The 13,802-nt window shown below is 68.8% G+C and carries 14 protein-coding genes; 5 read left to right on the top strand and 9 right to left on the bottom strand.

Translation table 11 applies throughout. The annotated features are described in order from the left end of the window. Positions 1–4: 4 nt before the first annotated feature. Positions 5–1,102 carry a branched-chain amino acid aminotransferase gene (locus ACFO5K_RS09410; RefSeq protein WP_378559117.1) on the top strand — a complete coding sequence of 366 codons (1,098 nt, stop codon included), beginning with the start codon at positions 5–7 and terminating at the stop codon, positions 1,100–1,102. 53 nt (positions 1,103–1,155) lie between these two features. Here ACFO5K_RS09410 and ACFO5K_RS09415 read toward each other — a convergent pair whose 3' ends face one another. From ACFO5K_RS09415 to ACFO5K_RS09440, 6 genes are all read right to left on the bottom strand, one after another. Next, positions 1,156–1,869, bottom strand: a complete 714-nt coding sequence (locus ACFO5K_RS09415) for an MBL fold metallo-hydrolase (protein ID WP_378559120.1) — start codon at positions 1,867–1,869, stop codon at positions 1,156–1,158. 133 nt (positions 1,870–2,002) lie between these two features. After that, complete coding sequence (locus ACFO5K_RS09420; protein WP_378559123.1) at positions 2,003–2,752, bottom strand: adenosylcobinamide-GDP ribazoletransferase; 750 nt, start codon at positions 2,750–2,752, stop codon at positions 2,003–2,005. Between the two features lie 85 nt (positions 2,753–2,837). Continuing rightward, positions 2,838–3,953, bottom strand: a complete 1,116-nt coding sequence (gene cobT / locus ACFO5K_RS09425; protein WP_378559126.1) for a nicotinate-nucleotide--dimethylbenzimidazole phosphoribosyltransferase — start codon at positions 3,951–3,953, stop codon at positions 2,838–2,840. Between the two features lie 39 nt (positions 3,954–3,992). Continuing rightward, the gene (locus ACFO5K_RS09430; protein WP_378559129.1) at positions 3,993–4,514 is read right to left on the bottom strand and encodes a bifunctional adenosylcobinamide kinase/adenosylcobinamide-phosphate guanylyltransferase; all 522 of its coding nucleotides are present in this window, start codon (positions 4,512–4,514) and stop codon (positions 3,993–3,995) included. A gap of 163 nt (positions 4,515–4,677) precedes the next feature. Beyond that, complete coding sequence (locus ACFO5K_RS09435; RefSeq protein WP_378559132.1) at positions 4,678–5,661, bottom strand: alpha/beta hydrolase; 984 nt, start codon at positions 5,659–5,661, stop codon at positions 4,678–4,680. Between the two features lie 133 nt (positions 5,662–5,794). Next, on the bottom strand, positions 5,795–6,748 hold the full coding sequence (locus tag ACFO5K_RS09440) for a helix-turn-helix domain-containing protein (protein WP_378559135.1): 954 nt from the start codon (positions 6,746–6,748) through the stop codon (positions 5,795–5,797). Positions 6,749–6,834: 86 nt separating this feature from the next. On the opposite strand from ACFO5K_RS09440, the gene ACFO5K_RS09445 reads away from it, so the two are divergent. Continuing rightward, positions 6,835–7,002, top strand: a complete 168-nt coding sequence (locus tag ACFO5K_RS09445; protein ID WP_378559138.1) for a hypothetical protein — start codon at positions 6,835–6,837, stop codon at positions 7,000–7,002. Positions 7,003–7,053: 51 nt separating this feature from the next. Here ACFO5K_RS09445 and ACFO5K_RS09450 read toward each other — a convergent pair whose 3' ends face one another. Next, entirely contained in the window at positions 7,054–7,713 is a 660-nt protein-coding gene (locus ACFO5K_RS09450; protein WP_378559141.1) for a DUF3043 domain-containing protein, read from the bottom strand. 257 nt (positions 7,714–7,970) lie between these two features. Between ACFO5K_RS09450 and ACFO5K_RS09455 the strand changes: the two genes are divergently transcribed. Next, positions 7,971–8,327, top strand: a complete 357-nt coding sequence (locus tag ACFO5K_RS09455; RefSeq protein WP_378559144.1) for a HesB/IscA family protein — start codon at positions 7,971–7,973, stop codon at positions 8,325–8,327. Between the two features lie 524 nt (positions 8,328–8,851). After that, positions 8,852–9,778, top strand: a complete 927-nt coding sequence (locus tag ACFO5K_RS09460; protein WP_378559340.1) for a carbohydrate kinase family protein — start codon at positions 8,852–8,854, stop codon at positions 9,776–9,778. Positions 9,779–9,790: 12 nt separating this feature from the next. On the opposite strand, the gene ACFO5K_RS09465 is transcribed toward ACFO5K_RS09460, so the two are convergent. Then, positions 9,791–10,672, bottom strand: a complete 882-nt coding sequence (locus ACFO5K_RS09465; protein WP_378559147.1) for a helix-turn-helix domain-containing protein — start codon at positions 10,670–10,672, stop codon at positions 9,791–9,793. Positions 10,673–10,774: 102 nt separating this feature from the next. On the opposite strand from ACFO5K_RS09465, the gene ACFO5K_RS09470 reads away from it, so the two are divergent. Further along, positions 10,775–11,518, top strand: a complete 744-nt coding sequence (locus ACFO5K_RS09470) for an SDR family oxidoreductase (protein WP_378559150.1) — start codon at positions 10,775–10,777, stop codon at positions 11,516–11,518. 4 nt (positions 11,519–11,522) lie between these two features. Here ACFO5K_RS09470 and asnB read toward each other — a convergent pair whose 3' ends face one another. After that, complete coding sequence (gene asnB / locus ACFO5K_RS09475) at positions 11,523–13,493, bottom strand: asparagine synthase (glutamine-hydrolyzing) (protein WP_378559153.1); 1,971 nt, start codon at positions 13,491–13,493, stop codon at positions 11,523–11,525. Positions 13,494–13,802: the final 309 nt, after the last annotated feature.

Consider the following 13,802-nt stretch of genomic DNA (forward strand, 5'->3'; position numbering starts at 1 on the left):
CGTCATGACAGTTGCTGCACAGTTCACTCGTATTCCGCACCCCGCGCCCCTGGCGGCGCAGCAGCGGGCAGAGGCTCTGGCGGCGCCCGGTTTCGGGCGATTCTTCACCGATCACATGGTGTCGATCGATTACGCCGACGGACAGTGGGCCAACGCGCGGGTCGAACCGTACGGCCCGCTGTCGATGGACCCGGCGACCATGGTGTTCCACTACGGGCAGGCGATCTTCGAAGGGCTCAAGGCCTACCGCCAGCCCGACGGCTCCATCGCGACCTTCCGCATCGACGCCAACGCGGCGCGCTTCCGGCGCTCGGCCGCGCGGATGGCGATGGCCGAGCTACCCGAGGAACTGTTCATCGAGTCGGTGCGTCAGCTGCTCGACGTCGACGCCGACTGGGTGCCCGCAGCCGGTGGCGAGGATTCGCTGTACCTGCGGCCGTTCATGTTCTCCACCGAGGCCGGGTTGGGCGTGAAGCCGGCCTCGGCCTACAAATACCTGCTGCTGGCCTCGCCCGCGGGTGCGTACTTCCCGCGCGGGGTGAAGCCGGTGCGGGTGTGGTTGTCCACCGAATACGTGCGGGCGGCCCCGGGCGGTACGGGCGAGGCGAAGGTGGCGGGCAACTACGCCGCTTCGCTGCTGGCCCAGGCGCAGGCCACGGACAAGGGCTGTGACCAGGTGGTGTGGCTGGACGCTTGCGAGCGCCGCTATGTGGAGGAGATGGGTACCAACAACCTGTTCTTCGTCTACGGCACCGGTTCCCAGGCCCGGCTGGTGACTCCCTCGCTGTCGGGTTCGCTGCTGCCGGGCATCACCCGCGACTCACTGCTCACCCTCGCCGCCGACTCCGGGTACTCCGTCGAGGAGCGCAAGGTCTCGGTCGAGGAGTGGCGCGCGGGTGCCGAATCCGGCGAGATCAGTGAGGTTTTCGCGTGCGGCACCGCCGCGGTGATCACTCCGGTCGGCTGGGTGCGCTCCACCGATGGGGAGTTCGCGATCGGCGGTGGCGAGCCCGGTGAGGTGACGATGGCGCTGCGCGACACGCTGACCGGCATCCAGCGCGGCACCTTCGCCGACACCCACGGGTGGATGCGCAGCCTGTAGACAGCAACAGCTGAGAAAGAGCGGGCCCCGAGTGGGGCCCGCTCTTTTCGGTGTCAGCCCGGCATCAGCGCCTGCCACTGCTGCAGCGACTGCGGGCGTAACACGTAGTTGCTGTCGCGCAGTGTCGCCAGTGCGGCGCTGGGTGCCTCGGAGTACCAGTGACCCGGGTAGACCACCGGGTTGCCGTCGAGTTCGGAGAGCCGGCGCAGGCTGCGGAACATTTCATCGGAGTCGCCGCCGGGGAAGTCGGTGCGCCCGCACCCGTCGACGAACAGGGTGTCGCCGGAGATGAGGCGGCCGTCGAACAGGAAGCACTGGCTGCCCGGGGTGTGGCCGGGTGTGTGGAGCAGTTCGATCTCGAACGCGCCGACGCGCACCTTGTCGCCGTGGTCGTGGCCGGTGAGTTCGCTCGGCGCGATGCCGGTGGTCTGGGCGACCCAGTCCAGTTCCTGGTTGTTCACGTGTACGGGAACGCTGGTCTTCTCGAGCAGCTCGCGCACACCGCCGAGGGTGAAACCGAGCATGGTGCCGCCGACATGGTCGGGGTGGTGGTGGGTGGCGAGCACTCCGCTCACCCGCATGCCGTCGGCCTCGGCCAGATCGACCACGTCACCGGCCTGGTAGGCGGGGTCGACCAGCAGGGTCTCGCCGGTCTCCCGATCACCGATCAGATAGGCGAAATTACGCATCTGTGTGGCGATCGGATCGCCCACGGCGTAGTCCCGGCCGGAGAGCAGCTGACGGAAGTAGAGGCGCTCGGAAGACATGACATCCACTGTATTGCTACCGGTGTGCTGGGGACGCACCCGAGTACCGATGAGTGGGCTGTCTGTGCGCACACACAAACCGAGACGTCTTGAACTTGTGACCAGTCCGAGTTTCGGCAGGTCCGGCTGTGGGTCACGCGGCGAGCGAGAATCCCACTGCCGCAATCGAAACGGTGATCTCGACGACCGCGCCGAGGACGTCACCGGAGAGCCCACCGAAACGGCGGACACAGTGCCGGGTGAGGAGAACCGACAAAACGAAGGCGGCCGTCAGCACGACCGGGCCCAGCCAGAGGTTGCCCGGGATCGCCACCGTCGCGGCGAGCACGGCCAGGACGGGCCAGCCCCGTGCGGCAGCCCGCGACTGGGTGCCCGCCACCAGCGCACCGAACCCGGCGCCGGGCGCGGCCGCGACGCCGCGGCGGCACGCCGGCACCACCGCGACCCGACCCGCTGCCACGGCCAGCACGACCGCGAACCAGCGTTGCTGCTCGGCCAGCGCCGCGAACGCCAGCGACTGGCCGGCGATCACGAAGATCAGCGCGGCGACCCCGAAAGGACCCGCACCGCCGGACTTCATGATCTCGCGCGCGCGTTCCGGCGGGCCGTAACTCCCGAGCCCGTCGACGGTGTCGGCCAGACCGTCGAGGTGCATGCCACGAGTGAGCAGCGCCCCGGCACCGACGGTGAGCAGCCCGGCCAGGGCGAAGGACAGGCCCGCGTGCTCGAACACCCACAGCGTGACCGCCGCGAGCAGACCGAGGGCCAGACCGACCAGGGGAGCGAGGGTGATGGCGCGCCCGGCGCTGTGCCGATCGACATCGGCGGGCCCGGCGATCGGGGCAACCGTGAGCCAGGAGATCGCCAACCGCAGGGCGTTCACGACACACCGCAGTCGCGACGTACTGTCCTGCGCCCGTCGTCGCATACAGATCCGCCGGGTCCCTCCGGGCGCTCGCGGATCATGATCACTTGACGAGGTCGACCGGGTTCGGCTCGGCGGCCGAGGTGCTCACGCCCGCATCGGCGAAGGTCGACATCTCGGCGAGCACGGCCACGGCGGCGCGCAGGATCGGCAGGGCGGTCAGCGCGCCGGAACCTTCGCCGAGGCGCATGTTCAGATCGACCAGCGGTTCCAGTCGCAGGTGCTTCAGCGCCAGTTCGTGGGCCGGTTCGGTGGAACGGTGGGCCGGCAGCCACCACGCTTTCGCACCCGCGGCCAGGTCTTCGGCGACCAGGGCGGCCGCGGTGACGACGACGCCGTCGAGCAGCACCGGGGTGCGCCGGGCGGCGGCCTGGGCGAGGAAACCGGTCATCGCGGCGAAATCGGCGCCCGCGGCCACCCGCAGCAGGTCGACGGGATCGGTGGCGACCGGGCGGGCGCGGCGCATGCCGTCGCGGATCGCGGCGACCTTGCGGATCCAGCCCGCATCGTCGACCCCGGTGCCGCGACCGACCGCGGCGACCGGTTCGGTGCCGGTGAGGATCGCGATGAGCACGGTGGCCGGAGTGGTGTTGCCGATGCCCATGTCCCCGGCGATGAGCAGGTCGGCGCCGGCGTCGATCTCCTCGTCGGCGATGGCGCGACCCGCCGCCAGCGCGGCGGTGACCTCATCGATGGTGAGGGCATCTTCCCGGTCGATGGCACCGCTCGAGCGGCGCACCTTGTGCCGGGAGACGGTCGGGTCGGTATCACCGTCGACGGCGATGTCGACCACCCGCACGGTCGCGCCCGCCACGGCGGCCAGCGCGTTCACGGCCGCACCGCCGGCCAGGAAATTGGCCACCATCTGTGCGGTGACTTCGCTCGGATACGCCGAAACCCCGTGCTGCGCCACACCGTGGTCACCGGCGAACAGCACCACCCGGGCGCGTTCGAACTGGGTGGGCGGGCACACGCCCTGACAGGCGGCGACCCAGTTCCCGAGCGCCTCGAGCCGTCCCAGCGACCCGGCCGGTTTCGTGAGCTGCGTCTGGCGCCGCTCGGCCGCCGCGCGGACCTGCGCGTCCGGGGCCGCGACCGGGTCGAATCCGTGAGTCACTGGCAAGCCTTTCGAAAGTGGTGCCGGGTGTTCGAGGCTCATCTTGCCCGGATCACGGTGCGCCGCGCAGACCGGCCCGGCTCATTTCAGCCGAACCGGCAGACCGGCCACGATGAGATACGCCTCGTCGCACACCCGCGCGAGACGCTGGTTCAGGGTGCCGATCTCGTCGCGGAACAACCGCCCCGACCGGGTCGCCGGGATGACACCCATCCCCACCTCGGGCGAGACGACCACCAGCTGCTGCTGGTACCCGGCCACGGCGTCGACGAGCGCATCGCAGTCGGGCGCGACGGTGCCGCGCGGTGCGTCCCAGGCTCGGCGGGCGTCGAGGCGGGCGGTGAGCCAGGTGCCGATGTCGTCGAGCAGGGTCGCCGGGGTCTCGGTGGCGAGAACCGTCGCGGGCTCGGTGTTCTCGACGGTGGACCAGTGCGCGGGTCGCCGGCCGCGATGCACGGCGATCCGGTCGGCGAAGTCGTGATCGGCGGGATCGAGGACCGCGGTCGCCAGGTAGCGGACCGTGGGCGCGTCGGCCACCAGGCCCTCCGCGAAAGCCGACTTACCGGAACGGGCACCGCCGAGGACGAGAACACGAGTGGCCACCCCAGCACCGTAATGCTCGACCGCCTCTCCGGGAATTCAGGCCGGATTCAGGTGCGGGGGGAGTGGGGAGGCGGCAAGCTTTGGGGGCGTGGTGGGTTGGCCCGTTCCCCAGGAGTTACCCATGTGCTCACCTGCCTCTTCGCGACTTCTTGGTGGTGAGGGGTCAGTGGGCTCGGAGGGCGTCCAGGATCATCGGGCGGGCTGTGGTGAGCGACTGTTGCCAGTACGGCCAGGTGTGGGTGCCGTTGGTGAAGTCCACGCGGGCGGGGATGCCGAGGGCGGCGGTGCGGTCGCGGAAGATGCTCGCCGCGATCGCGGCCAGTGCCTCGATCCCGGCCGCGTTGATCGTGTTGCCGACGCCGCTGGGCAGGTCGAGAGGACCGGGGACGCCGTTGCCGCTCGTCACGTACATCGGCAGCCCGCGCAGCCGTTCGGCTTGGACGGTGGCGTCGTTGCGGCTCCACGCCGGGTTGCCGGGCGCGCCCCACATGTCGTCGACGTTGAAACCGCCCTCGTCGAGCATGGCGGCGCGCATGGCCTGGTTCCACATCGGGTAGGTGGGGTTGAGGAAGCCGGAGAACGAGCCGGCGAAGCGGAACTGGTCGCGGTGGTGGGCGGCCAGCGTGAGCGCCGCATTACCACCCATGGAGACGCCGACGATCGCGTTGTTGGTGCGGGACACGCCGTACCCGGCCAGGTAGTCCGGCAGTTCGCGGGTGAGGAAGGTTTCCCACTTGTAGGTGGTGGCTTGCTGATTGGTGCTGCTCGGCCGGTACCAGTCGGTGTAGAAACTGGAGTGGCCACCCACCGGCAGCACCAGCGTGACGTTGTCACCTGCGAATCGACGCAGGGCGTCGGTGTCGGTGGTCCACTGGCTGTGATCTGCCGGGGCCCGCAGCCCGTCGAGGAGATAGAGGGCGGCGCTGCCACCGCGCGCCGCCCACTGCACCTGGACCTTGATCGGCCCCATGCTCGACGGCACGGACAGTTCCTCGAAACCGCCCGCTGGCGCGCGCAACACCGGCGCGGCGAGCGGTGCGGCCACAGCGGCGGACATGCCGACCGACGAGGCGAGCACAACTGCCGTGACGAGCGTGACGGCCTTGCTCAACCGACGAAAACTTCCCCACCCACTGCGAAACACCATGCCAGCTCAACAGTTTCGGCCACCCAGGTCAAGCCGGCCATGACACCTCACAGTGCCGTGGTGTGTTACCGGGCGCCGATTCCCAGCGTGGGCCGGTGTGGTCGCCGCGGGCACGAACTCGCCGATGTGCGGCTCAACCGCTCGCGCCGAAGCGGCGGCGGTATTCGGTGGGTGCGAGGCCGACGTGGCGCTGGAAGTGGTGGCGCAGCAGGGCGCCGGAGCCGAAACCGGCCCGGTCGGCGACGCGCTCGAGAGGCAGGTCGGTGGCTTCGAGCAGGTGCTTGGCGAACAGCACCCGCTGGCTGGTGAGCCATTTGCCCGGGGTGGTGCCGGTTTCGGCGACGAAACGGCGGGCGAAGGTGCGCGTCGACATGCTCGAGCGGGCGGCGAGCTCGTCGACGGTGTGCGGATGGGTGAGGTTCTCGCTGAGCCAGGCCAGGGTGCTCGACAGGCCCTCGGAGTGGCATTCGGGCACGGGTTGCTCGATGAACTGACGCTGCCCGCCGTCGCGTTGCGGCGAGACCACCATGCGGCGCGCGATGCCGTTGGCCGCGGCGGTACCGATCTCGCGGCGCACCAGGTGCAGGCACGCGTCGATGCCGGCGGCGGTGCCCGCGCTGGTGATCAGATCGCCCTCGTCGACGAACAACACATCGGGGTCGACGGTGGCGGCGGGGAAGCGGGCGGCGAGCTGGTCCACGTAGCGCCAGTGCGTGGTGCATTTGCGTCCGTCGAGCAGGCCCGCGGCACCGGCCAGGAAGGCGCCCGAACAGACGGTGAGCACGATCGCGCCCGCGTCGGCGGCGGTGCGCACGGCGTCGATGATCCGGTCGTCGTAGCGATCGATCGGGGCGGCGGGCAGCGCGACCAGATCGGCGTGCGCGAGTTCGCCGAGCCCGAACTCCGGGGTCACCGTGATGCCCGGGGTGGTCGAACGCAGCGGTGTGCCCGGTTCCACGCCACAGACCCGGAAGTCGAAGCCGGGCAGGCCGTCAGCGGTGCGATCGAGGCCGAAAACCTCACACACGACACCGAATTCGAACATGGCGAGGGTGTCGTTGAGGACGACGGCGACCCGGGACAGCATCAGCCCAGGCTATCTGTCCGAATATTTACGCACAATGACACATCAGCCACTGTCGGCTGAAAACAAACGGGCGCAAAATTCCTGCCATGCTCGCTCTTCTGATCACACTCACCCTCGTCCTCGGGCTCGCGATGCTCATCGGCCGCACCACCACCGGGTCGACCGGAGTGATCGACCGCGACGCCCAGCGCGTAGGCGCCGAACTGTCCGCCATCGCCGACTACACGCACAGCATCCGTACCGACCGGCCCTGAACACACGAATGCCGCCCCACCCGCGGATGGAACGGCAATCGAGGAAAGCTTCTAGACGGCGTCGCCGGGGCCGACCCGGGGCTTGGGCGCGCGCATCTTACGAATCTGGGAGGCGCGCACGAACGCGTACCAACCGAGCTTGAAACCGGTGTCGGTGGTGTCCGGGAAACGCGCCACCACCCGATTGTTCACGATCCGGCCGAGCACGAAGCCCTCGATGAGCATGAACACCAGCATCACCAGCATCGCCAACGACACGATCGTCTGCAGCTGCGGAACCATGAACATCAACAGAATCAGCACCAGTGTCATCGGCATGAACAAGCCGACGAGATTGCGGCGGGCATCCACCAGATCGCGCACATAGGCGCGCACCGGACCCCGGTCGCGAGCCAACAGGAACTTGTCCTCCCCGGCCAGCATCCGGGCACGCCGATCCTGCACCGCGGCGCGCCGATCGGCAGCGGCCGCCTTACGGTCGGACCTGGAACCCTTGGCCGCCTTGCGACGAGCCCTGGCCTCCTTCGAGGTCATCGGGGCAGGCGCCACCGGACCACGCCGTCTACCTTCTGCCTCACGCCTTTTCGGGGTGGGACGACCCTTACCCGGCGTGGTGGAAGTGGGCGCGGCGGCGGACTGCTCGACGTCGGGCACCGAGGCGTCGACGGACTCGTCGATGGTGCTGGACTCGTCGCGACGAAACAATTTCACGTTCACCAGGCTATTCGATGGGCCTACCATCGGGAAACGCGGTCCCGCCCCACGGTGGGCCCCCTCTCAATGCCGACCCGGCGTGAGCTGGATCACCCTCCTGCGGCGCGTAGGGTGGGATCAAGCACCCAGGGCGAGTTCCCGCGCGGAGGCAGGGGTGGCAAAATAGGAATAGCGAACGGTGCCATGGTGTTGATATCGGTCGTGCGCCGTGCACCTGAGGTCCGTTGACGGGCTGAGTCGAACTAGGAGTGTCCATGACTGTGCAGAACGAGACCGCCACCGAAACCCACGGTGCGACGCTGACCGACGCTGCCGCCCTCAAGGCGAAGGCGCTGCTCGACCAGGAAGGTCGCGACGACCTCGCCCTGCGGATCGCCGTCCAGCCAGGCGGCTGCGCCGGCCTGCGCTACCAGCTCTTCTTCGACGACCGCGTCCTCGACGGCGACCTCGTCGTCGAGTTCTCCGGCGTGAAGCTGGCCGTCGACCGCATGAGCGCGCCCTACATCCAGGGCGCCTCGATCGACTTCGTCGACACCATCGAGAAGCAGGGCTTCACCATCGACAACCCCAACGCGACGGGCAGCTGCGCCTGCGGCGACTCGTTTAATTAGCGGCTGGCGCCGCGGGTTTTCGGCCTCGTCACCCCGAATCCGAGGGGCGATACTGCGCCTTCGGCGTTACGTCTCGCCCCTCGGATTCGGGGCGGCCGAAAACGTGGGGGTTGGGTTGGGAGTCCGTAGGTGGGGGCGTGGGGTGTGGTCGTGCCACTCGTGAGGGTGGTTAGTTCCGTCCCCTCGGCTTCCGGTCCACTCGGCTTCCGGCCTGCTCGACTTCCGGTCCCACTGTGCTGGTAGCCCAAACTGGGATTGTGGCCGAACTGGACTCCGGCCCAACTGGTTTGGTCGGCCTTGAGGGTGGCCGCCGGGGCGGGTTGCGGTGATCTGCGGGTGGTTGGTGTTGTACCTGTGTTCGGTAGTGACCTGGTTGCGCTGAGGTGAACCACGGGGGTGTGACCCTTGCTACGGTTGAAGTCCGGGATCGGTTGATCCCGGGCTTTCTTGTTTCCCGTCTAGCGTCGAAGGGGCCTCGCCTCGTGTCTGTAGCCGTGTCCGCGTCCATCGCCACCGACCACCTCATGCGTTTCCCCGGCCGGTTCGCCGATGTGCTGCTCGCCGATCAACTCGATCATGTGTCCCTGAGTTTCCTCGTCGACGATCTGCAGATCCGCCGTGGCGGAGTGGCGGGCAACATCGCCTACGCGATGGGGCTGCTGAAGCAGCGACCGGTGCTCGTCGGTGCGGTGGGCGCCGACTTCGCCGAGTACCGGCAGTGGCTCGAGGACAGCGGTGTCGACTGTTCGGCCGTGCACACCTCGGAGAAGGCGCACACCGCCCGGTTCGTCTGCACCACCGACGAGGCGATGGCCCAGATCGCGTCGTTCTACCCGGGCGCGATGAGCGAGGCACGCGATATCGACATCGCCGCGATCGCCGCCGCCCATGACGTCGACCTGGTGCTGGTCGGCGCCAACGACCCCGAGGCGATGGTGGCCCACACCCGTCAGGCCAAAGCCCAGGGCATCGCCTACGCCGCCGACCCGTCCCAGCAGCTGGCCCGCCTCGACGGCGAGCAGGCCACCGAACTGGTCGACGGCGCCGCCTACCTGTTCACCAACAAGTACGAGTGGGCGCTGCTGCAGCAGAAGACCGGGCTCAGCGAAGCCGAGATCACCGCGAAGGTCGGCATCCGGGTCACCACGCTCGGCGCCGAAGGCGTTCTCGTGGTCGACGCCGACGGCACCGAAGTGCGCGTCGGCGTGGTGCCCGAGGTGGCCAAGATCGACCCCACCGGTGTCGGCGACGGCTTCCGCGCCGGTTTCCTCACCGCCCACCGCGCCGGGCTGAGCCTGGAACGCGCCGCCCAGCTCGGCTCCCTCATCGCCGTGCTCATCCTGGAAACCACCGGCACCCAGGAATGGACCCTCAACACCGGCGACGCCCTCGAACGCCTCACCAAGGCGTACGGCAGCGACGCCGCCGACGAACTGTCGGTCCTGCTGTAGACGGCCCGAAACCTATTCGCCGGTGACCCGCACCTGCTCGAGCCGGCCGGTGTCGGCATGCCAATCGCCGAGCAGGCGCAGCGCCTGAGCGGTGCGGGTGCCCTCGGCGGGTAGATAGGTGATCAGCACCTGGTCGGCGTCGTCGGCGGGCACCACGCTGTCGTAGTCGAGGACGAGTTCGCCGACGAGCGGATGATCGAGCACATTGCGGCCGGTGGCGCGCTGACGGACCTCGTGTTCGGCCCACAGGACGCTGAATTCGGTACTGCGCAAAGTCAATTCGCCGATGAGTGCGGTGAGCGCGACGTCGCCCGGGTAGCGGGCGGCGTCGCGGCGCAGGAAGCCGACGGTCTCGCGGGCCTTGTGGGGCCAGTCCCGGTACAACGTGCGCACGGCCGGGTCGAGAAACACCGAGCGGGCGCAATTGGTCTGGGACGGCGGCGAATTCGGCTGATTCCAGAACAGCAACGCGGCCATGCGATTGCCCGCGAGCATTTCGGTCCGGCGCCCGAGCACGAACGCGGGGACCTCGGGCATCGCGTCCAGCAGCCGCCGCAGTGTCGGCCGCACCACCTGAACGTCGAGGGCCGACTCGGCCGCGACACCGATCCGCCGGCCGTCCGGGCGGGCGAGATCGTGCAGATGGGCAGTCTCGGCCGCGTCGAGTAGCAGTGCCCTGGCCAGCGCCGTCAGCACCTCGGACGACACATTGCCCGCTCGTCCCTGTTCCAGCCGCACGTAATAGGGCACGCTGACCCCCGCCAGCACGGCCAGTTCCTCGCGCCGCAGCCCGGCGACCCGGCGTCGACCGCCATAGCTGCGCAAGCCGACTGCCTCCGGCTGGAGCCGCGCGCGCCGGGAACGGAGAAAAGCACCAAGTTCGGTATCGGCCATGGCTCCATCATGAACGACGCTCACCGGGCGAGCCTGATCCTGCCGGTACCACCTTCGGCCGGGTACTGGTTGCGCGGGAACGGCGGTTCGAAGATCGGAATCATGAACAACACGAACCGAATCGCAGTCGTCACCGGCGCCTCCTCCGGAATCGGAGCCGGCATCGCCCGTACCCTCGCCGCCCAGGGCGCCGACCTCGCCCTCGTCGCGCGCCGCGCCGACCGCCTCGAAGCACTGCGAGCCGAGCTCACCGATCGACCGGGCGCCGGGCGGGTGCTCGTGCTGGCCCACGACCTCATCGCCGACGGTGCCGCCGAACAGGTGCGCCGGCGCGTGACCGACGAACTCGGGACCACCGACCTACTGGTGAACGCCGCGGGTGTGCTGATCCCGGATCTCGTGGGCGTACAAGCCATGAGTCAGCAACTCGATCTGAATCTCGGTGCGCTGGTACGGATCACCCAGGCCTTCGTGCCCGATCTGATCGAGTCGGCGCAGCGCAGAGGTTGCGCCGACCTCGTGAACATCTCCTCGATCTCGGCCGGACGGGTCGAACCGGGCGTCGGGGTGTACGCGGCGAGCAAGGCGGCGGTGAGCCACCTGTCGCGCAACCTGCGTGCCGAGCTCGCAACGAGCCGTGTCCGGGTCACCAACGTGGAACCCGGTGTCGTGACCACCGAACTGCTGGCCGGCTCCGAGGCCGGGCAGGCCTGGCTGGCCGACGTCTGCACCCGCATCGACCCGCTGTCGGCGGCTGAGCTGGCCGAGGTGGTGGCCTTCGCGATCAGCAGGCCCGCCCACGTCAGCCTGCCGGAACTGGTGGTGATGCCGGCCCGGCAGGTCTGAGGCGTTACAGCGAGACGGGGTAGGTGGGTTCCTGGATTTCGGGCTTGATGCGGTCTTCCACGAAGATGCCGTGCCAGACCATGAAGACCAGGACGGTCCAGAGGCGGCGGCTGTGGTCGGACAGGCCGGCCTTGTGGTCGCGCAGCATCTGGAGGACGGCCGCCTTGTCGAGCAGGTGGTCGGTCTGGGATTCGGTGATCTGGGTTTCGGCCCAGTCGTAGAGTTCGGTGCCGCGCAGCCAGTGGCGCAGGGGGACCGGGAAGCCGAGCTTGGCGCGGTGCAGGACGTGATCGGGGACGATGCCGTCCAGGGCCTGGCGCAGGGCGTACTTGGAGGTTTCCCTGGTGATCTTCTGGTCGAACGGAATGCCTTCGGCGACCCGCATGACCTCGTTGTCCAGGAACGGCACGCGCAACTCGAGGGAGTTGGCCATGGTCATCTTGTCGGCCTTGACCAGGATGTCGCCGCGCAACCAGGTGAACAGGTCCAGGTGCTGCATGCGCGCCACCGGATCCCAGCCCGCGGACTGGGCGTAGATGGGGGCGGTGACGTCCTGGTGGGTCCATTCGGGGCGGAACTCACGCAGCACCGAACGCAGCTGGGCGTCGTTGAAGCTGCGGGCGTTGCCGTAGTAGCGGTCCTCGAGTGACAGCGAGCCGCGCTGCAGCAGCGACTTGCCGCGCCTGCCGTCGGGGATCCGATCGGCCAACCGGCCCAGGAGTTTGCGCGCGCCCCGCGGCAAGTACTCGAACGGCTTGAGCGACAACGGTTCCCGGTAGATGGTGTAGCCGCCGAACAGTTCGTCGGCGCCCTCACCGGAGAGCACCACCTTCACGTGCTTGCGGGCCTCCTTGGCCACGAAGTACAGCGGGACCAGGGCGGGGTCGGCGACGGGATCGTCGAGGTACCAGACGATCTCGGGGATGGCGGCGGCGAACTCGACCGGCGAGACCACCTTCACGATGTGGCGCGCGCCGATCAGCTCGGCGCTCTCGGCGGCCACATCCACCTCGGAATAGCCCTCGCGCTCGAAACCGGTGGTGAAGGTGATCAGGTTCGGGTTGTGGCGCATGGCCAGCGCCGCGATGGCGGTGGAGTCGATACCGCCGGACAGGAACGAACCGACGGTGACATCGGCGCGCATGTGCTTGGCGACCGAGTCCTCCAGGGCGGCGGCGATCTCGGCGTAGCGGGCCTGCTCGGACCCCGCGGCGAACGGGCGGACCCGGAAGTCGGGACGGAAGTAGCGGGTGGTGACGGGCTCGCCGCCGACGCGCACCGTGGCGTAGGTGCCGGATTCGAGGCGGCGGATGTTGCGGTGCAGCGACTCGGGCTCGGGCACGTATTGCAGCACCGTGTAGTGCTCGAGCGCGCGCGGGTCCAGCTCGTCGGACAGGCCCAGCGGGCTCAGCAGTTCGAGCACGCTCTTCTTCTCGCTGGCGAAGGCGGTGCCGCCGGGGCCGGTCGCGAGGAAAAGCGGTTTGATGCCGAACGGGTCGCGCGCCAGGAACAGTTCCTGGGATTCGGTGTCCCAGATCGCGAAGGCGAACATGCCGCGCAGCTTGCGCACGGCCTCGGGGCCCCAGAAGTGGAAGGCGGCCACGATCGCCTCGCCGTCGCCGTCGGTGGCGAAGATCTGGGCATCGGGGAATTCGTCGGCGTGCTCGGCGGCGAGCTGCTCGCGCAGTTCCAGGTAGTTGTAGATCTCACCGTTGAAGGTCATCGCGTAGCGCTGCGGATTGTCGGCGGGGCCCCAGCGCAGCGGTTGGTGCGAGTGCTCGATGTCGATGATGGAGAGGCGGTTGAAGCCGAAGATCATGTGGTCGTCGAGCGGCCCCCGCTCCGAGGCGACACCGTGCCAGGTTCCTCTTTCGTCCGGGCCGCGGTGCCGCTGGCAGTGCAGGGCGTCGTACACCTGATCGACCACCTCGGTCGTCGCCGGATCAGCTGTCAGGAATCCGAGCAGTCCGCACACGGTGTCGGCAACCTTCTCTCGTTGAGGGGACGTGCGAGCGGAGACGGCCGTGGGCCACCGGAACGCTGCGCGCGTGGCAGTGAATGCACTCGATTCAGCAGAATCGACTGAACTCTACCGAGTATGCCTGTACCGGGCCCGGACAGGCGGTCGCGCGAAGGACGAAAGCGCTGTCATCGTTGGCCTGCCGACTCGATTCGGCCGGCGTGCGAGATCAAACCGCAGGTCGCGGCGTTCGCTCCGGTGTCGACGGAGTGTCGAAACCGACCCCGCGGCAAGACAGCGCCCGCTTTGGTCTACGCTGCGTAG

The organism is Nocardia halotolerans (genome assembly GCF_042650145.1).
Taxonomy (GTDB): Bacteria; Actinomycetota; Actinomycetes; order Mycobacteriales; family Mycobacteriaceae; genus Nocardia; species Nocardia halotolerans.